17 protein-coding genes, 1 riboswitch and 1 other annotated feature are annotated in these 19,173 nt (G+C 60.2%); of the genes, 5 read left to right on the top strand and 12 right to left on the bottom strand.

Features of this window, described 5'->3' with window-relative positions; genetic code table 11:
• Positions 1-167: 167 nt before the first annotated feature.
• The gene (locus B5G06_RS05370; RefSeq protein ID WP_087188062.1) at positions 168-1,634 is read right to left on the bottom strand and encodes a ParB/RepB/Spo0J family partition protein; all 1,467 of its coding nucleotides are present in this window, start codon (positions 1,632-1,634) and stop codon (positions 168-170) included.
• A gap of 291 nt (positions 1,635-1,925) precedes the next feature.
• On the opposite strand from B5G06_RS05370, the gene B5G06_RS05365 reads away from it, so the two are divergent.
• Positions 1,926-2,396 carry a hypothetical protein gene (locus tag B5G06_RS05365; protein WP_204220748.1) on the top strand — a complete coding sequence of 157 codons (471 nt, stop codon included), beginning with the start codon at positions 1,926-1,928 and terminating at the stop codon, positions 2,394-2,396.
• A gap of 57 nt (positions 2,397-2,453) precedes the next feature.
• Entirely contained in the window at positions 2,454-3,527 is a 1,074-nt protein-coding gene (locus tag B5G06_RS05360) for a tetratricopeptide repeat-containing glycosyltransferase (RefSeq protein WP_087188060.1), read from the top strand.
• A 41-nt stretch (positions 3,528-3,568) separates the two neighbouring features.
• Here the strand turns inward: B5G06_RS05360 and queA are convergent, their stop codons facing one another.
• On the bottom strand, positions 3,569-4,594 hold the full coding sequence (queA, locus tag B5G06_RS05355; protein WP_087188068.1) for a tRNA preQ1(34) S-adenosylmethionine ribosyltransferase-isomerase QueA: 1,026 nt from the start codon (positions 4,592-4,594) through the stop codon (positions 3,569-3,571).
• Positions 4,591-6,276: a SpoIID/LytB domain-containing protein gene (locus B5G06_RS05350; RefSeq protein ID WP_087188059.1), complete on the bottom strand. Its 1,686-nt coding sequence runs from the start codon at positions 6,274-6,276 to the stop codon at positions 4,591-4,593. The genes queA and B5G06_RS05350 overlap by 4 nt, the downstream gene beginning before the upstream one ends.
• 98 nt (positions 6,277-6,374) lie before the next feature.
• A riboswitch (Lysine riboswitch) is annotated at positions 6,375-6,547 on the top strand.
• A gap of 152 nt (positions 6,548-6,699) precedes the next feature.
• Between B5G06_RS05350 and asd the strand changes: the two genes are divergently transcribed.
• The 3 genes from asd to dapB are packed head-to-tail and all read left to right on the top strand — an operon-like array spanning position 6,700 to position 9,477.
• A complete protein-coding gene (gene asd / locus B5G06_RS05345) occupies positions 6,700-7,785 on the top strand; it encodes an aspartate-semialdehyde dehydrogenase (RefSeq protein ID WP_087188058.1) in 1,086 nt (361 codons plus the stop codon).
• An 8-nt stretch (positions 7,786-7,793) separates the two neighbouring features.
• Positions 7,794-8,687, top strand: a complete 894-nt coding sequence (gene dapA, locus B5G06_RS05340) for a 4-hydroxy-tetrahydrodipicolinate synthase (protein WP_087188057.1) — start codon at positions 7,794-7,796, stop codon at positions 8,685-8,687.
• A 22-nt stretch (positions 8,688-8,709) separates the two neighbouring features.
• Positions 8,710-9,477: a 4-hydroxy-tetrahydrodipicolinate reductase gene (gene dapB, locus B5G06_RS05335; RefSeq protein WP_087188056.1), complete on the top strand. Its 768-nt coding sequence runs from the start codon at positions 8,710-8,712 to the stop codon at positions 9,475-9,477.
• A gap of 34 nt (positions 9,478-9,511) precedes the next feature.
• Here dapB and B5G06_RS05330 read toward each other — a convergent pair whose 3' ends face one another.
• The 9 genes from B5G06_RS05330 to B5G06_RS05290 form a co-directional block, all read right to left on the bottom strand.
• Complete coding sequence (locus B5G06_RS05330) at positions 9,512-10,705, bottom strand: AI-2E family transporter (RefSeq protein WP_242955355.1); 1,194 nt, start codon at positions 10,703-10,705, stop codon at positions 9,512-9,514.
• Positions 10,706-10,854: 149 nt separating this feature from the next.
• Positions 10,855-12,084, bottom strand: coding sequence for a tyrosine--tRNA ligase (gene tyrS, locus B5G06_RS05325; protein ID WP_087188054.1), 1,230 nt, complete (start codon positions 12,082-12,084; stop codon positions 10,855-10,857).
• A gap of 32 nt (positions 12,085-12,116) precedes the next feature.
• Positions 12,117-12,404 carry a zinc ribbon domain-containing protein gene (locus B5G06_RS05320; protein ID WP_087188053.1) on the bottom strand — a complete coding sequence of 96 codons (288 nt, stop codon included), beginning with the start codon at positions 12,402-12,404 and terminating at the stop codon, positions 12,117-12,119.
• Positions 12,405-12,444: 40 nt separating this feature from the next.
• Positions 12,445-12,687 (bottom strand) — a binding site (T-box leader).
• A 66-nt stretch (positions 12,688-12,753) separates the two neighbouring features.
• A complete protein-coding gene (gene recN, locus B5G06_RS05315) occupies positions 12,754-14,451 on the bottom strand; it encodes a DNA repair protein RecN (RefSeq protein ID WP_087188052.1) in 1,698 nt (565 codons plus the stop codon).
• Between the two features lie 227 nt (positions 14,452-14,678).
• Entirely contained in the window at positions 14,679-15,131 is a 453-nt protein-coding gene (locus B5G06_RS05310) for an arginine repressor (RefSeq protein ID WP_087188051.1), read from the bottom strand.
• 3 nt (positions 15,132-15,134) lie between these two features.
• A complete protein-coding gene (locus B5G06_RS05305) occupies positions 15,135-15,998 on the bottom strand; it encodes an NAD(+)/NADH kinase (RefSeq protein WP_087188050.1) in 864 nt (287 codons plus the stop codon).
• Entirely contained in the window at positions 15,995-16,816 is an 822-nt protein-coding gene (locus tag B5G06_RS05300; protein ID WP_087188049.1) for a TlyA family RNA methyltransferase, read from the bottom strand. The genes B5G06_RS05305 and B5G06_RS05300 overlap by 4 nt, the downstream gene beginning before the upstream one ends.
• Positions 16,803-18,647: a 1-deoxy-D-xylulose-5-phosphate synthase gene (gene dxs, locus B5G06_RS05295; protein ID WP_087188048.1), complete on the bottom strand. Its 1,845-nt coding sequence runs from the start codon at positions 18,645-18,647 to the stop codon at positions 16,803-16,805. The genes B5G06_RS05300 and dxs overlap by 14 nt, the downstream gene beginning before the upstream one ends.
• Positions 18,648-18,703: 56 nt before the next feature.
• Entirely contained in the window at positions 18,704-19,165 is a 462-nt protein-coding gene (locus tag B5G06_RS05290; RefSeq protein ID WP_087188047.1) for a divergent PAP2 family protein, read from the bottom strand.
• Positions 19,166-19,173 lie beyond the last annotated feature (8 nt).

Raw genomic sequence — 19,173 nt, 5'->3', positions numbered from 1 at the left:
AAACTCAGGGACAGGGCTTGGATTGGCGTTGTCTTTTTCCTGCCTACATGGTCCTTTTTACTCATTCCCATTTGAAATTTTCTTGCATCACCTACTTGACTTCATACCATTGGACTAAATTTGTCGCAGAAATCAGAAAAGCCCCTGGGACATTTTGTCCCAAGGGCTTACTTCTCCAGTTCCGCCTTCTTCTCCGGCGGCTGCTTTTCCTTCCACTCGTCCAGCAGGGCCATGATCTGGTCCTTCATCTGACGGGGAGTGACCTCCTTACCAAAATACTTGCTCAATTCATCCGCGCTGATAATCACTTGACCAACCTCCTTTTTTTCCTCGCTCAAAATTGCGTCGATCACATCGCCGGTGAGTTTGTTCTGCTGGTCCAGCTCCCGGAGCTTTTTGGCCTGGGCAACAGAGGGGGATGCCTGCTCGCCTTCGATGGACACCGCGATAAGCTGCTGGTTCTTGGGGCGAATATAGGAAAGTTCCACGGCGGGCATAAAGCCCAGTCCTTTAACCCGTTTCCCGTTTTCGTCCTCGTGGCCGTCCACCATAGCCTGCAATTCCGGCACAAGGGAATTGAGCCGGATATAGCGCATGACCTTTTTGTAGTTCATGCCGTGGGCCTCACCCACGATCTCCGCAGACCGTTTTCCGATGTCCCCCTCAGCCACATTTTTGAGCGGAACGCCCTGGTGCTTGATGTCCTCCATCTCCAGATCCAGCAGACGGGCAAGCTCGGTGGGGAGCATACCGTCACGCTGCTTGTTGCTGTCCCGCATTTCCCGAATGGCCTCGTGATCCGTCATTTCACGGACGATACAGGGAAGTACCTCCAGACCGGCCAATTCACTGGCCCGGCAGCGCCGATGTCCGGCGATGATTTCATAGCCGTTGCCATCTTTCTCCGGGCGCACCGTGGCAGGAGTGATGACGCCCATCTGCTTGACCGAGGCAACGGTTTCTTTCATCTTCGCATCGTCCCTCACCTGGAATGGGTGGGGGCGGAAGGTGTGGAACGGGTGCAGCTCGGACAATTTCAAATAAACGACCTTCTGATCTTCCACCGGACGGGGCGGGGCAGCCGGTTCAGCCACTATGGGAGTCGGTGCATCATTTTGGATGGAAGGAGCGCCGCCAACACCGCCACCACCAGGGGCAGGCTTGTCCGGGGTATTCTTGCCCCGCTTGCCTTGGGACACTTTGTCCCTGGGCTTTTTCTCCTGGGGCGGTTTATCCTTTGGCTCTTTTGCAGCTTTGGGGGGGCGGCCACCGCGTTTTGGCGTGGGTGCTGTTTCAAACAACCTCGTCTGCGTGTCCTCCGGGGCTTTGTTCGTGGTGTCAGTCTGTTCGACCTGTTCCCGTGCTGCCCGATTGCGCTGGGCAATCAATTCACTGATTTTTTCAATAGGGACAACGACCTCAGCCCCATCCTTGTCCGGTCCATCCGTTTTGGATTTATTCTCCGGGGCTTTTTCCTCTGGTGGCTGGGGCGTATCTGCGACAGGGCTGCCCTCCGGTTTCTCCGGGGTATTGGGTTTTCCCTGTGCAGGCGCATTTGGAGTGGCTTTTCCCGCATCAGGGGATTTTCCGGTACCCGGTTCCTCCGGCGCAGGTGTCTTTTTTTCGTCTGCCATCGCTACCTCCTTCTTAAAAATAAATTTTGGAGTGTTGCACAAAATTAAAGTCAAAAATTTTGTGCCTATTTTTTCTACTTCTCACCTCCTTCAAACCTACCTCCATGCAAAAACGCCGCCCGGTGGTCTCCACGGACGGCGTTTTGCGTAATGTGATAGATTTTATTTTTTAATATTCCCTTGATTTTCAAGGGTTATAGCCACTTTCCTAATAACATCGCCCCGACCGGACCCACCGGACCTACCGGACCTGCCACCCCCGGACCCACCGGACCCACCGGCGCGGCAGGTGTGACCGGACCCACTGGCCCTCAGGGTATTCCCGGACCTGACGGCGCTACCGGTCCTACCGGACCTCAGGGTATCCCCGGCCCCGATGGCGCTACCGGTCCTACTGGCCCCACCGGTCCTACCGGTACCGCGGGTACTGCCGGTGCAACCGGACCTACCGGACCCACCGGCCCTGCCGGTACTGCGGGCACTGCTGGTGCTACCGGACCTACCGGACCCACCGGCCCTGCCGGTACTGCGGGTACTGCTGGTGCAACCGGACCTACCGGACCCACCGGCCCTGCCGGTACCGCGGGCACTGCTGGCGCTACTGGTCCTACTGGCCCTACCGGGCCTACCGGCCCTGCCGGTGAGACCAACGCCGCCGCCACGGTCACCACCCTGCAAACCAGTGCCAGCCTGACCGACGCTATCAACGCCATCAACCAGATTATCCAGAATCTGAAGGCCGCCGGTCTGATGGAAACCTGATCCTGCGGGAGGGGGGCAGTCTGCCCCCCTCTCCTTCTGTGAAAGGAGAAGGCACTTATGAAAATTGTAGTCTACGCCATCTGCAAGAATGAGGCCCAGTTTGTGGACCGTTGGATGGACTCCATGTCAGAGGCCGATCAGGTGGTGGTGCTGGACACCGGCTCCACCGACGACACCGTGGCCCGCTTGGAGGCCCGAGGAGCCGTTGTCACCGTGGAGACCATTTCTCCCTGGCGGTTCGACACTGCCCGCAACCGCTCTCTGGAACTGGTGGATGAGGACGCCGATATCTGCGTATGTACCGACCTGGACGAGGTGTTCCATCCCGGCTGGCGGGCTGCTCTGGAGTCGGCTTGGACGCCCGGCACAGGTCAGGCCCGGTACCGCTACACCTGGTCCTTCCGGCCCGACGGAGCCGAAGGGGTGGTATTTTGGTACGAGAAGATCCACCGCCGCCACGGTTACCGCTGGGTTCATCCGGTTCATGAGATCCTGCGCTGGGAGGAGCCTGGTCAGCCCGGCCTCATGGTAACTGCGCTGGGGGTGCAGCTGGATCACCACCCTGATCCCTCCAAATCCCGGGGCCAGTATCTCCCTCTGCTGGAACTGTCGGTACAGGAGGAACCGGAAGACGACCGCAACGCCCACTATCTGGGCCGGGAGTATTTTTTCCATAGCCGGTGGGACGACTGCATTGCCACCCTCAAGCGGCACCTGTCCATGCCCACAGCTACCTGGAAGGATGAGCGGGCAGCCTCCATGCGGTACATTGCCAAGTCCTACATACAGAAAGGGGACCCCGCCCAGGCCAGAAGTTGGTTTTTCCGCGCCGCCGCCGAGGCCCCCCATCTGCGGGAGCCCTGGATGGATCTGGCCACCCTTTGCTACCAGCAGGAGAACTGGGACGGGGTGCTGTATTTTACCGGTGTCGCTTTGGCCATCACCGTCCGGCCTGATACCTACATCTGTGAGGCGGAGGCCTGGGGGCCACTTCCCCACGACCTGCGGTGCCAGGCCTATTTCCGCACCGGGCGCATCGGCCCCGCTCGGGAGGAAGCGCAAAAGGCCCTTGCCCTCTCCCCTACCGATCCCCGGCTGGCGGGCAACGTGGAGGTACTGAGAAGGATGTAAAAAAGGCCTGCCGTTTTACTACGGCAGGCCTTTTGGTTGTTTCAGCAGATAAACATGGCGTCTCCGAAGGAGAAGAAGCGGTATTTCTGCTCCACCGCCTCCTTGTAGGCAGCCAGGATGTGCTCCCGGCCCGCCAGGGCGGACACCAGCATGATGAGGGTGGATTCCGGCAGATGGAAGTTGGTGATGAGGCAGTCCAGCGCCTTGAATTTGTAGCCCGGATAGATAAAGATATTGGTCCACCCGGCGCTCTCCTTCAGAGTTCCGTCCTCTGCCGCCCAGCTCTCAATGGTGCGGCAGGAGGTGGTGCCCACGCAGATTACCCGGCCTCCCTCGGCTCTGGTCCGGTTGATGGTCTCGGCAGTCTCGGCAGAGATCATGCAGTACTCGGAGTGCATCTCGTGGTCCAGGATATCCTCCTCCTTCACCGGGCGGAAGGTGCCCAGGCCCACATGGAGGGTCACATAGGCCAGACGCACCCCCATGTCCTCCACCTGCTTGAGCAGTTCCTTGGTGAAGTGGAGACCGGCGGTGGGGGCGGCGGCGGAGCCCACTTCCCGTGAGTAGACGGTCTGATACCGCTCCGGGTCCTGAAGTTCGGCTTTAATATAGGGAGGCAGAGGCATCTTACCCAGCTGCTCCAGCTTTTCCAGGAAAATGCCCTCGTAGTCGAAGCGAACCAGCCGGTTGCCGCCCTCCAGTACCTCGGTGACCTCGGCGGTGAGCTGGCCCTCGCCGAAGGACACCTTCGTACCCGGACGCATCTTACGGCCGGGCCGCACCAGGCACTCCCAGGTCTTATTGCCCCGGTCGATGAGCAGCAGCACCTCCACCGCTCCCCCACCGGGATCCCGGTGGCCGATGAGCCGGGCTGGCAGCACCCGGGAGTCGTTGAGTACCAGGCAGTCTCCCGGTCTCAGCAGAGTGGGCAGATCGAAAAAGTGCATATGTTTGGTTTCGCCGGTGTGCTTGTCCAGCACCAGCAGTCGGGAGGAGTCCCGCTTCTCCAGAGGAGTCTGAGCGATCAGCTCCTCCGGCAGGTAAAAGTCAAAATCAGACGTCTTTATGGCTTGCGCACCTCTATTCCAGTATAGTAGAAGGTCAGGATATCCTGATAAGTATAGCCCTGCTGGGCCATGGCATAAGCGCCCCACTGGCTCATGCCCACGTTGTGGCCCCAGCCGGAGCCGGTGATGGTGAACACGGTGGAGCTGTCTCCGCCGCTGCCGCCGGATGCCGTGGCCTGGGTCACCTGGCCGCTGCCGTCAATGATGTACACGTCGCCGCTCAGCTTGGAGGTGGAACCGCTGCCGTCGATGGCATAGGCCCCGTCCAGGCTGCCGAGGGTACCATTTCCGTTCACCGTGTAGCTCCCTCCCCCGCCGGACGAGCCGCTGCCGGCGGAGCTGGACACGGTGTAATGGATGGACCGCAGCCCCAGGAAGGTGCGGCAGTCGTCCCGGATCTTGCTCCAGCTCTTGCCGGAGGAGTCGGTGAAGGTGATCTCAATGGCATTGCCGGTGGGGCTGGTCTTGGTAACCCGGAAATCCACGATGCCCGAGTTGGTATAGCCCTTGGAATTGAGCAAGTCGGTGAGCTCCTGGGCGGTGTAGGTCACCGTCCAGTTGTAGTTGGGAACCTTGCTGGCCACCGACGCCTCGTAGGGGTCGTACTTGCCGATGAGGTAGGCCACGTTGCTCCCCCACACATTGACGGCGCTCTCGGTGGCGCCGCCGTCGTGGGAGGAGTATACCGCCTCAATGAGGGAGCCGTTGTACCAGGCGTATTCACCATAAGTCTCCTCCACCGCCTTGCTGCTGTTGGCCGTCACCGCGTCCATACCCAAGTATACCTGGCAGCAGGTGGAGTTGCAGATGTCGAAGCCCTGACTCTTGTGCTTGCTGGCGGTGTAATTGCGGTAAGCGTAGGTGCGGGCGCTCACCGCCTGGGCCTTCAGGGCCTCCAGGGGCCAGGAGGAGCTCATCTCCCGCACGATGACCCCCTGTACATAATCCTCCAGGCCAATGACATTGCTCACCGTCAGGTTACCTCCGCTCACCCGCTGATACTGGAAGCCGCCGTAATAGGTACAGCCCCGGAAAATGGTCTCGGTCTTGACGCTGTCGTCCAGGCCGGGCTTGATGCCCAGGCACTTGGAGGCGCTGTCAAACTGGAAGAGGATCTGACTGGCGCCCGTCTTGACCACCGACACCCCGGCGCTGGAGGTACCAACCACCTCGGCGTCCCCAAGGCCAAGGCTGGTCTGGGCGGCCTGGGCGGATTCCTTGTCCAGGTAGGCCCCTACTCTTGCCTGCCACGTCCCGTCGATCCAGGCCACGAAGCCGCCGGAATAGGCGGAGGCCGCAGCGGCAGCCTCGTCGTAGGAGCTGTAGCTGCCGGGCAGCTTCAAATGCCAGCAGCCCACGGCGATATTGGAGGTAATGGTGTCGTAATAGCCGCTCCATGTCCCCACCTTGCCGTAGTAGACATTCTGGGTTTTGACCACCGAGATGGCGGTCTCACTGGTGGCGGCCAGCTGCTGAAACACCCGGTTGTCGTCATAATAGCCCAGCCGGTACCCGCTGCCCACATCGTTGAGCAGGTTGGCGCCGGGCAGGGCGTTGGAGCCGTAAAAGATACCCACTTTAATGGTGGGGTCCACCGCCACCGAGGCGGCGGAGGCCGGCGCCTGGCTCAGTGGAAGGGCAATGGCCAGGGCCAGGGCTGCAATCTGCACAATTTTTTTCATCTTTCCTGTTTTCATTTGGCGGAAATCCCATCTCGCTTTCGTTGACACTTTGCCAGAACTTGTGGTACAATTTTGCAAACTAAATAGCGAAATTACATTTGCAGGATAGAGGCGCGGCTCTTCAAGAGTAGCGTGGTGAGGGTGCCGGGCCCGGTGAACCGCGTGAAAGGGGAGGCCGCCGAAGGGACGCTCCCGGTGGTGCGTTTGCCTGGTCGCCCGGATAAGATCCGTTCGACTGTCGCCGCACACGCGGCGGAGTGCTGTCTGCTTTTGTCTGGTATGGTCGGGGACGCACTGTCCCTGTCATTATAGTACAAAATCAGCAGTTCTGTAAACTGCTGATTTTCTTTTTCTTTTCGCTATGAGTTTCCGGTCTGAGACAGGCCGGTGTTGGAATAAACTTTGAGCAACGGAGGTATGGTCATGGAAAAATACAAAGTAGGCGTCATCGGCGGCACCGGTATGGTGGGCCAGCGTTTTGTTTCCCTGCTGGAGAATCACCCCTGGTTCCAGCTCACTGTCATTGCGGCCAGCAGCCGCTCCGCCGGCAAGACCTATGAGGAAGCCATCGGCTCCCGCTGGGCTCTGGAGAATCCCATGCCCGAAGAGGCCAAAAAGATGGTGGTCATGAACGCGGAGGCCGATATCGAGGCCATTGCCTCCCAGGTGGATTTTGTCTTTTCCGCCGTGGATATGAAGAAGGAAGAGATTCAGGCTCTGGAGGAGGCCTACGCCAAGCACGAGTGCCCCGTGGTCTCCAACAACTCCGCTCACCGCTGGACGCCCGACGTGCCCATGGTGGTGCCGGAGATCAATCCCGAGCATATCAAAGTCATCGAGGACCAGCGAAAGCGACTGGGGGTGGAGCGCGGGTTCATTGCCGTTAAGTCCAACTGCTCCCTCCAGAGCTATGTTCCCGCCCTGCACCCCCTGCGCGGCTTCGGCCTGAACCAGGTGCTGGTCTGCACCTATCAGGCTATTTCCGGCGCGGGCAAAACCTTCGACACCTGGCCTGAGATGGTGGACAATGTGATCCCCTACATCGGCGGCGAGGAGGAGAAGAGCGAGCAGGAGCCCCTGAAGCTGTGGGGCAAGGTGGAGAACGGGGTCATCGTCAACGCCCAGTCCCCCGCCATCACCGCCCAGTGTCTGCGGGTGCCCGCGTCCAACGGCCATATGGCCGCTGTGTTCGCACGCTTTGAGAACAAACCCTCTATGGAGGAGATCAAAGAGATCTGGGCAAATTACAAGGGCCGTGCCCAGGAGCTGGCCCTGCCCTCCGCTCCCAAGCAGTTCCTGCACTACTTTGAGGAGCCCGACCGTCCTCAGACCCGGCTGGACCGGATGACCGAGGGCGGTATGGCGGTCTGCATTGGCCGTCTGCGTCCCGACACGCAGTACGACTATAAGTTCGTCTGCCTGTCCCACAATACCCTTCGCGGCGCCGCGGGCGGCGCAGTCCTTCTTGCCGAACTTCTGTGCGCGGAGGGTTACATTTCAAGGAGGTAACCCTAATTATGAGAGAGCCTGTTTTTACCGGAGCCTGTTCCGCCATCATCACCCCGTTTGACCACAGCGGCGCCATCAACTACGATCAGTTCGGGAAAATCATCGACGAGCAGATCGAGCGGGGCCTGGACGCCATCTGCGTCTGCGGCACCACCGGAGAGTGTTCCACCCTGACCATCCGGGAGCACATTGCCGCCGTGGAATACTGTGTCAAGCGGGTGAACGGCCGGGTCAAGGTCATTGCCGGCGCGGGCAGCAACGATACTTCCGCCGCCGTCTACCTGTCCCAGCACGCCCAGGACTCCGGTGCCGACGCCCTGCTGCACGTCACCCCCTACTACAACAAGGCGTCCCAGACCGGCCTCATCAAGCACTACGAATACATTGCCGACCGGGTGGATCTGCCCATTATCCTCTATAATGTGCCCTCCCGCACCGGCGTTTCCTTTACCGCCGAGACCTACAAGGTGCTCTCCCAGCACCCCAACATCAACGGCGTCAAGGAGGCCAGCGGCAACTTCTCTCTGCTGGCTCACACCCTGGCCATCTGCGGCGACGACTTCTATGTCTGGTCTGGCAACGACGACCAGGTGGTCCCCATGATGAGCCTGGGCGCCAAGGGCGTGATCTCGGTGGTGGCCAACATCGCCCCCGAGGTCATGATCCAGATGACCCACCTGTGCCTGGAGGGCAAGTTTGACCAGGCCGCCGCCCTTCAGCTGGGCTACATGGACTTTATCGACGCCCTCTTCCTGGAGGTCAACCCCATTCCCATCAAGGCTGCCATGAATCTGGCGGGCTACGACATCGGCTCCCTCCGCCTGCCTCTGTGCGATATGAGCGACGGACCGCTGGAGACCCTCCGTCAGTCTATGGTCAAGGTGGGACTGCTCTCCGCCTGAGCACCGGGAAAGGATGTTGGAAATGCTTCGTTTGATCCTCTCCGGCTGCAACGGCCGGATGGGCCGGGCAGTGGAGCACCTGTGCGCCGCCCAGCCCGACCTGGAAATCGCCGCCGGATTTGACCTGCTGGGGACTGGCGACCGGGACTTCCCCGTGTTCTCCTCCCCCGCTGAGTTCCAGGGGCAGGCTGATGCCCTCATCGACTTCTCCTCCCCTGCCGCCCTGCCCGCTCTGCTGGACTTCTGTTTGCAGCGGAACATCCCGGCAGTGCTGGCCACCACCGGCTACTCGGAGGAGCAGCTGGCCGCCATCGACCAGGCGGCGCGGGTCATCCCCGTGTTCCGCTCCGCCAATATGTCCCTGGGAGTCAATGTGCTGCTGGCCCTGGTACGCCAGGCCACCGCGGCTCTGGGGACGGACTACGATATCGAAATCGTGGAAAAACACCATAATAAAAAGGTGGACGCCCCCAGCGGCACCGCCCTCATGCTGGCCGACGCGGCGGCATCCGCTCTTCCCTACCAGCCCGACTATGTGTGCGACCGCCACAGCGTCCGCAAGGCCAGAGACAAGGAGGAGATCGGCATCTGCTCTGTTCGCGGCGGCGGCATCGTGGGAGATCACGACGTGATCTTTGCCGGTGAGAATGAGGTCATCACCCTGAGCCACTCCGCTATGAGCCGGGAGGTCTTTGCCTCCGGCGCCATCCGGGCGGCCCGATTTCTTGCCGGTGTGGAGACCCCTGGTCTCTACTCCATGACTGATCTGGTCCAGGCCACCCTTTCCTAACAGCAAAAAAGACCGCCCATTGGGCGGTCTTTTTTCATTCTTTGTCCGGCGGCGTTTGGGGCTGCTCCTCCAGGGGCTTACCGTTGCCGTCGATTTTTTTTGCCTTGAGACGCTTGTTGACCCACTCCCGGACCAAAGCATAGAGCACAGCGAAGGTGGGCACGCCCAGGATCATGCCGGGGAACCCGAACAGGCCGCCGCAGGTGACAATGGAGATGAGCACCCAGATGGCGGACAGGCCGGTGCTGTCACCCAGGATCTTGGGCCCCAGGATGTTGCCGTCAAACTGCTGCAATCCGATGACCAGGGCAAAGAACCGCAGGGCGGCCCAGGGGTCCACGATCACCAGAATAAACAGACAGGGAATAGCGCCGATGATGGGTCCAAAGAAGGGGATCACATTGGTGACGCCCACGGTGACGCTGACCAGCATGGGGTAGGGAATCTGGAAAATGGCGCACAGGATGAAGCAGAGCACGCCGATGATGGCGGAATCGATGATCTTGCCGTTGATAAAGCCCACGAACACCCGGTTGGCCTGACCGCATACCCCCAGCAGCCAGTCGGACCGGCGCTTGGACACGGTGGCGTAGAGGAGCTTTTTCAGCTGGGGTACCAGCCGGTCCTTCCCCGCCAGCATATAGATGGAGGAGATCAGGGCGGTGATGCCCGCAATCACGCCGCTGCCGATGGCAAAGCCCACATCCAGCAGCTGGGGCAGGGCCTCCGCCGCTTTTGCGGTCATGTTGCTGATCATGTTCTGGAAGTTACCGAACATATCGTTGATGGCGTCGGCATCCAGATCAAATTGCTCGGTCAGATCCTGCACCAGCTGATCCAGGCTGGTCAGGTAGGTCTGCATATTGCCCGCCAGGTCCTTGACGCTCTGTACCACCTGAGGCACGATGAGCCCCAGCAGGATGGCAACCACGGCAAAGGCCAGCACATAGACCAGCAAAATGGACAACGCACGCTTAAACCGGTGGTTGGGAAAGAGTTTTCGCTCAAAAAAGCACATGGGGGTATTGAGCAGGTAGGCGATGGCAAAGCCCACGATAAACGGGGACAGCACCCCCATAAACTGGTTGATCCGGACAGTTACTACGCTGAAATGGTTCAATCCCACATAGAACAGGATGGCAACGATGAGCACAATGAGCAGCTGCACATGGCTGCCATCCAGGATGTACCATTTCTTCTTGTTCTTCGGGTCCTCTTTTTCCGGCACAGTGCCTTCCTCCTTTGCAGCCGCCACACACATTGCCGGGGCGGTAAGCCTTCCAACAGGTCTATTGTATCATGCCTGTTTGTCGCCTGCAACCAAAGTCAGGTAAAATTAAGAAAGGGGCTGCCCCACTGACGGCAGCCCCTGAACACTCAGCCCTGCAGAGAGGCCCGGTGGAAGACCTTCTTGCCCTTCTTGATCATGACGCCGTCGCCGGAGAGCTGCTCGGCAGTCACGGCAGTGTATACGTCCGTTACCTTCTGGCCGTCCAGTTCCACGCCGCCCTGCTCGATGAGGCGGCGGGCCTCCTTCTTGGAGGGTGCCAGCTTACAGGCCAGCATTAGGTCCAGGATACCGATGGTGCCGTCTGTGAGCGCACCAGCCTCCAGGGCGGTGGAGGGCACGTTGCTCATATCGCCGCCGCCCACAAACAGGGCCTTGGCAGCATCCTGGGCCTTCTTGGCCTCCTCCTCGCCGTGGACCAGCTTGGTCAGCTCAAAGGCCAGGATCTCCTTGGCGGTGTTGAGCTGGCTGCCCTCCCACTTGTCCATCTCGTCGATCTGCTCCAGAGGCAGGAAGGTGAGCATCCGCAGGCACTTGAGCACATCGCCGTCGCCCACGTTGCGCCAGTACTGGTAGAACTCGTAGGGGCTGGTCTTGTTGGGGTCCAGCCACACGGCGCCCTTGGCGGTCTTGCCCATCTTCTTGCCCTCGGAGTTGAGCAGCAGGGTGATGGTCATGGCGTGGGCGTCCTTGCCCAGCTTGCGGCGGATCAGCTCGGTGCCGCCCAGCATATTGGACCACTGGTCGTCGCCGCCGAACTGCATATTGCAGCCGTAGTGCTGGAACAGGTGGTAGAAGTCGTAGGACTGCATGATCATGTAGTTGAACTCCAGGAAGGAGAGGCCCTTCTCCATGCGCTGCTTGTAGCACTCAGCCCGCAGCATATTGTTGACGGAGAAGCAGGCGCCCACCTCACGGAGCAGCTCAATGTAGTTGAGCTTGAGGAGCCACTCGGCGTTGTTCACCATCTGGGCCTTGCCCTCGCCGAACTCGATGAAACGCTCCATCTGCTTCTTAAAGCAGTCACAGTTGTGCTGGATGGTCTCCGGGGTCATCATGTTGCGCATATCGGTACGGCCGGAGGGGTCACCGATGTAGCCGGTGCCGCCGCCGATGAGGGCGATAGGACGGTTGCCCGCCATCTGGAGCCGCTTCATCAGGCACAGAGCCATGAAGTGACCCACATGGAGGGAGTCGGCGGTAGGGTCAAAGCCGATGTAAAAGACGGCCTTGCCCTCGTTGATCATCTTGGAGATCTCCTCCTCGTTGGTGACCTGGGCAATGAGGCCACGGGCCTTCAGTTCTTCGTAACAAGTCATGTTCATTCTCCTTTATCTCAATGGTGTAGTCATCAGTATAACCGCTTTCCGCAGTGGGGACACTTGGCGTCGTCCATGTCGTGGCGCTCCCCACAGTGGGGGCAGGGGACCTGCGCGATGGTGGCCTCCTCTTCCGGTGGCTCCACCGCGTAGAACTCCAATTTTTTGCAATCCCGGCAGCAATAGATATCTACGGTAAGAGCGCCAGACAAAAGGTGCCCCCAGGAGCCGGTAAGCCAACCGAACTTCCCCAGCTGGATCTTTTCCTGGCCGATATGGACCATCTCCCCGCCGCAGCGGGTACAGACATTCCGATCCACAAAATCCCCCTTTCATGCAAAAAGCCCTCTGTCCGTTCGGACAGAGGGCGTAAAAACGCGGTACCACCTCTGGTTCGCCGTTTTCTCGCAAAAACGGCCTTATGCCGTGCCAACACACGGCGGCGCGATAACGGGCGCACCCGACACGGCCCTACTGGGGGTCTCCCCTGTTCAGGCGGCTGCTCCAGAGTGTATTTCCCAGCCTGTCCCCTCCCCCTCTCACCAAACCGGGGGCTCTCTGGGCGGGACGGGGGTTGGTACTTCTCCCTGTCATCGCAGTGTCATATTGATGAGGATTATAATCGCTCTTGCTCCGTTTGTCAAGCAGAAAAGCGGTACTCAACAAAATCTAGCTTTTGTGTAGTTTCTTGTAGGTCTCCGCACTGTCCAGCAGCTCCCCGGCGGCGCCAAGGGTAGCGTCGGTGATGTGCTCGCCGGAGGTAAGCCGGGCCAGCTCCTCGCACCGGCGCTGGCGGGTCAGACGCTCCACCTGGGTATAGGTCCGGCCGCCCCTCTCCCCCTTCTCTACCGAGAAATGGACGTCGGCCATGGCAGCCAGCTGAGGCAGATGGGTGACGCACAGTACCTGCTTGGCGTGGGCCACATCGGCCAGCTTTTCCGCCACCTTCTGGGCCGCCCGGCCGGACACGCCGGTATCCACCTCGTCAAAGACCATAGTGCCCACCTGATCGTTTTCCGCCAGCACGTTTTTCAGGGCCAGCATGATGCGGGCCAGCTCACCGCCGGAGGCGATCTTCTGGATGGGCTTCAGGTCCTCGCCTACATTGGCGGACATGAGGAACTGCACCTCGTCCATGCCGGTATCGTCCATGGCGAACTCCCCCGGCTTTGGCCCAAACTCCACCTGGAACCGGACCTTGGGCATATCCAGCTGGGCCAATTCGCTCTGAATCCGCTGTTCCAGCGCCTTGGCCGCCTTCTTTCGGGTCTGACTGAGGGTCTCCGCCGCCTTTCGGGCGTCGGCCAGGGCCTTGGACTGCTCCTTCTCCAGCCGGGCAATGGTATCAGTGGAGAACTGGATCTCGTCCAGTTCCTTTTTGCAGCGGTCCAGATAGTCCAGCATCTCGTCCACCGAATCGCCGTACTTCTTCTTCAGCCGATGGAGTACGTCCAACCGGCTCTCGATCTGATCCAGCTCCCCCGGCTCAAAGTCAAAGGCGTCCCGCAGATCCCGGATCTGCTCGGCAATGTCGTCGGCGGCGCAGCGGAGTTCCACCAGCTTTTCCAGCAGCTCGGCGGCCTGGGTGCTGATGCGGCCGGCGGCATGAAGAGACTGCTCCGCCTCCCCCAGCAGGGCAGCGGCTCCTTCCCGTTCATCATCGCCGGACAGGGCCAGATGCGCGCCTTCCACGCTCTCCATCAGCTTACCGGCATTGCGCAGCAGATCCCGCCGCTCCGTCAGTTCTTCCTCTTCCCCGCTCCGCAGTTCAGCCCGCTCCAGTTCGCCGATCTGAAATTCCAGGCTGTCAATGCGCCGGGCCTTCTCCGCCTCGTCCATCCGGAGGGATGAGATCTCCCGGCGGATGGCGGCCAGTTTGTCATAACAGATCCGGTAGGCCGCCAGTTCTTCCCCGGTGGCGCCAAAGCCATCCAGATAATCCAGGTGACACCGCTCGTCCAGCAGCTGCTGGCCATCGTGCTGGCCGTGGATATTGAGCAGTAAGCGGCCCAGCTGCCGCAGCTGGGAGACGGTGATGAGCCGGCCATTGATGCGGCAGATGTTCTTCCCGTCGGGCTGGATCTCCCGCTGGATGAGCAGATTGCCCTCCTCATCAGGGCCTGCGCCGTTCTCCCGGAACCAGTCCAGCTCCGGCAGGCCGGTAAACACCGCGTTGACCAGGGAGGACTTTGCCCCGGTACGGATCAGATCCCGGCTGGTGCGCTCCCCGATGATGGCCCCGATGGCATCCACCACAATGGACTTGCCCGCGCCGGTCTCGCCGGTGAGGACGTTAAAGCCTTTGTCAAACTGGATGTCCGCCGTCTGGATCACCGCAATATTTTCAATGTGCAGCAAAGAAAGCATATAGGCCACCACCCTAGAAAGGCACGTTGATTAAAAAAGCCTCGCAGAGTTGCGCCGCCCGCAGGCGGCGCAATAAAATCGAAAACCGTTTTTGGCTGCGACATGCGCGTAGCCAAAAACACTTTTCAAACCGCAAGTGTGGAATTTATCCATCAAAGATGGACAAATTCTGCGCGTAGCGGGCTGCATCCTGCTCAAAAAAGTGACTTTGTCACTTTTTTGAAGTCTCATTTCAGCATGGCATGGATCTCGTTGCAGAAGGAGGCAGCGTCCTCATTGGTGCGCATGATGAGGATGGCGGTATCGTCTCCCGCCAAGCTGCCCACCAGGCTGGAAATATCCATGCCGTCAATGGCGGCGCAGGCCGCAGAGGCCAGACCGGGCATGGTTTTCAAAACCACGATATTCTGAGCCACATCAAAGGAGGTAACGCCCTCCTTGAAGATGGTACGCAGCCGTCCCGCGATATTCAGGGAGGCCTTCCGCTCCGAAACAGCGTAACGATAGGTCCCGTATCCGGTCAGTTCCTTAATGAGGTGGAGTTCCTTGATGTCCCGGGAAATGGTGGCCTGGGTGGACTGCACCCCTCTGGCCCGCAGCTCTGTCAGAAGCTGATCCTGGGTATCAATATCCTGCTCCGCAATGATCCGCAAAATCTCCTGCTGCCGTTTCGCTTTCATGGCTTACGCACCTCCCAATTTATGATTCAAAATCTCATAGAATGTCCGGCCGGTCACCCGAACCAGTCTGGTTTTGGATTTGGACATCTTGGTCTCCACCACGTCGCCGCCATTGAGCTTGAAGGCTTTCCCTCCATCCACCGACAAAAAGGCGGTCTTGCGGGCCATCCGGCCCAGCTTGATGGACACCGCCCGCTCATGGCCCAGCACAAAGGACCGGGCAGACAGGGCGTGAGGACAGATGGGCGTAACGATGATGTTTTCCGCCGTGGGCTCCACGATAGGGCCCCCCGCCGACATGGAATAAGCAGTAGATCCGGTGGGGGTACTAATGACCACACCGTCGGCAGACATCCTGGTAATGGTGGTCTTATCCCCCAGCACCTCCAGATCCACCACCCGGGCCACCGCCCCCTTGGTGAGGGCAGCGTCGTTGAGGGCGATGTCAGAATAGATCACCTTGCCGTCCCGCCGCACCGTCACGTCCAGCATCATGCGGTCCTCCACAGCATACTTTCCGGCGGGCAGCTTGGAGAGCATAGACAGTTCCCCCAGTTCCAGCTCCGCCATGAAGCCCACGCTGCCCAGGTTAACGCCCAGAATGGGCACATGGTGCTGGTTGGCGTCCTTGGCGGCATGGAGGATGGTGCCGTCTCCGCCAAAGCACACCAGAATATCCGCGTCCTTCAGCTCCTCCTCGGTCCGCTTGAACTGGATGTGCTTGGGGAATTCGATGTTTCCCCCCTCCACCGCAAAGGGCAGGCAGATGGCGGTCTCCACCCCGGCGGCTTTCAGAATCTTCTCCGCCGCCTGGGCGGCCTTCAATCCCCGGTCCCGATAGGGGTTGGGGCTCAACACTACTTTCATTGTCCGGCTCCTTCCAGGGCCGCGTGGGATGCCTCTACCAGGGCTGCCGGATCGCCGGTCCAGGAAGCTCCGCCTCCCCCGGCCAGCAGGTGTCCCAGGTACTCAATGTTGCCCTCGGGTCCTCTGATTGGTGAAAAGGTCATATCCTTTACAGTAAAATCCGCATCAGCGGCATTCTTGAGAAATTGCCGGATCACTTCCAGGTGGACGGCGGGGTCCCGCACCACGCCCTTCTTACCCACCTTTTCCCGGCCGGCCTCAAACTGAGGCTTCACCAGGCACACCGCCTGGCCGTCCGGCTTGAGCAGGCCACGGAGGGCAGGCAGGATCAGCTTCAGGGAGATGAAGGACACGTCCACGCTGGCAAAGTCCAGCTCGTCGGGGATCTGCTCATGGGTCAGATAGCGGGCATTGGTCCGCTCCAGACACACCACCCGCTCATCGCTGCGGAGGGACCAGGCCAGCTGACCGTAGCCCACATCCACGGCGTACACTTTGACCGCTCCGTTTTGGAGCATACAGTCGGTAAAGCCGCCGGTGGAGGCGCCGATATCGCCGCACACCGCCCCGTCCAGGTGGATGCCCTCAAAGGTTTTCATTGCCTTTTCCAGCTTCAGACCGCCCCGGCTCACATAGGCCAGGGTCTGGCCCCGCACCTCTACAGGCGCATCCTCGGGGATCTGGGCTCCGGCCTTGTCCACCTTCTGCTCTTTTACATAGACCTGGCCGCTCATAATGATGGCCTGGGCCCGCTGACGGCTCTCCGCCAGCCCCCGCTCCACCAACAGCACGTCCAGTCTTTTTTTAACAATTGCCATGTCCGCAGACCTCCAACGCTGTTTTATACAGGGACGCCCCATCCAGGCCGCACAGGGTTCTCAGTTGGGACACAGGCCCGTGGGTGACAAAGCCGGGCCCGGTGTTGACCATGGCCACCTTTGCAGCAACACCCCGCTCCAGCAGCTTTGCAGCCAGCCGCTGCCCCACACAGTTGCCTGGGGCAGCTTCCTCTGCCACCAGCAGCCGCCCGGTTTCCGCCGCCGAGGCTGCCACCGGCGCCCCGTCCAGGGGCGTGATGGTATTGAGCTTGAGTACCTGGGCCTGGATACCGTCGGCCTCCAGCCGCCGGGCACAGTCCAGCAGCGCATTGACTGTGATACCGTAGCCTGTCAAGGTAATATCCTTGCCGGCACGCAGCACTGCGGTGCTGACCAATCCGGAATCCTCCTGATAGTCCCCCTGGCCACCCCGGGGATAGCGGACCGCCACCGGCCCCTTTACCTCATAGATGGCATATCGAAGCATCGACTCCAGCTCAGCATAGCTGGAGGGGCACAGCACTGTCATGCCGGGCACCGTATCCAGAAAGGCAGGGTCAAAGACACCGTGGTGGGTCTCACCGTCCTCTCCCACCAGCCCGGCCCGATCAATGGCAAAGACCACATGAAGGCCCTGAAGGGCCACATCATGGATCAGCATATCGTAGGCCCGCTGAAGGAAGGAGGAATACACCGCAAAGACCGGGATCATGCCCTGCTTGGCCATACCGGCGGACATTGCCACCGCATGGCCTTCGGCAATGCCCACATCAAAGAACCGGTCCGGGAATCGGGCGGCAAAGGTGTTGAGTCCCGTTCCTCCCTGCATGGCGGCGGTAATAGCACACAGCCTGGGGTCCTCCTCCGCCATCTTGCAAAGGGCCTGTCCAAAGACAGCGGAGAAATTGGTACCGCTGCCCTTCAGCACCTCGCCGGTCTCCACACAGAAGCGGCCCACACCATGAAATTGATCGGGGTTGCGCTCCGCTGGTGTGTAGCCCTTTCCCTTTACAGTTCTGACATGGAGCAGCACAGGGCCTTTCAGGTCCCGGGCATACTTGAGCAGCCGGGTCAGCCGCTTGACGTCATGGCCGTCCACCGGCCCCAGGTAGGTAAAGCCCATATCCTCAAAGAGACTGCAAGGCAGCAGGGTCTCCTTGATGGCGGTCTTGACCTTGTGGGTCACTTTGTAGATCCCACGCCCCAGAGCGGTAGCTCCCATCACCTTCCGGTAGCCCCTCTTAAAGCGGAGATACTGGGGCTTAAGCCGCTGACGGGCCAGATGGTCGGCCACGCCGCCCACGCTCTTGGTGATGGACATCCCGTTGTCGTTGAGAATGACGATAAGGGGCTCCTTGCTGTCTCCCGCGTCAGACAGACCCTCATAGGCCAGGCCGCCGGTGAGGGCCCCGTCACCAATCAGGGCCAATACACTGTAATCTTCATGCTGTAAAGTTCTTGCCCTTGCTATTCCGAGGGCCACCGACACTGAGTTGGAGGCGTGGCCGGCGATGAATGCGTCGGTGTCGCTCTCGGTGGGTTTTGGATAACCGGCCAGGCCGCCAAAGGAGCGCAGGGTCTCCATGGCGGCATTGCGGCCGGTGAGGATCTTGTGGGCATAACACTGGTGGCCCACGTCAAACACCAGCCTGTCCCGGCCGGTATCAAATACGCGATGAATGGCAACGATCAGCTCTACCGCCCCCAGACTGGAGGCCAGATGGCCGCCGGTGCGGGAGACCACATCCAGGATGCGGGCCCGCAGCAGACCGCAGAGAGCAGCCGCCTCACTGTCGGTCAGGGCGCTGAGATCGTTGGAACATTGCTCCAGACTAAGAATGGTAACACCTCCCGGTGAAGGATCAAATCAACAAATCAGTGGGGCTGTCAACTCCACTGCCAGGCGCCGAACAAGCCCACTGCAACGCCCAGCACGCCGCCCATCAGGACCTGGAAGGGCGTGTGGCCCAGCAGCTCCTTCAGTTCCTTGCCGAAGAGGGCCGGCTTCATTTCGGTCCAGTGGTCCATGATATAGTTGAGGATCTTGGCCTGTTCCCCCGCCGCCTTGCGGACGTTGGCGGCGTCATACATGACCACGATGGCCAGCACCGCCGCAATGCCGAACATGGGCGACCCCCAGCCATACATATAGCCTACCGATGCGGCGCAAGCGCATACGAAGGCGGAGTGGGAGCTGGGCATCCCGCCGCTGGCCACCAGATAGTGCCAGTCCAGCTTCTTTTTGGTGCAGAAGGTAATGATGATCTTCAACACCTGCGCAATGAACCAGGCCAGGATCGCCAGGTTGAGGATCAGATTGCCGGTGAAAAAGTTTACTACGTTTCCCATGATGCGCC

Source organism: Flavonifractor sp. An52 (genome assembly GCF_002159385.1).
Taxonomy (GTDB): domain Bacteria; phylum Bacillota; class Clostridia; order Oscillospirales; family Oscillospiraceae; genus Flavonifractor; species Flavonifractor avicola.
Note: the sequence above shows the minus strand (reverse complement) of the source record. Positions and strands in the feature narration are given on the sequence as shown.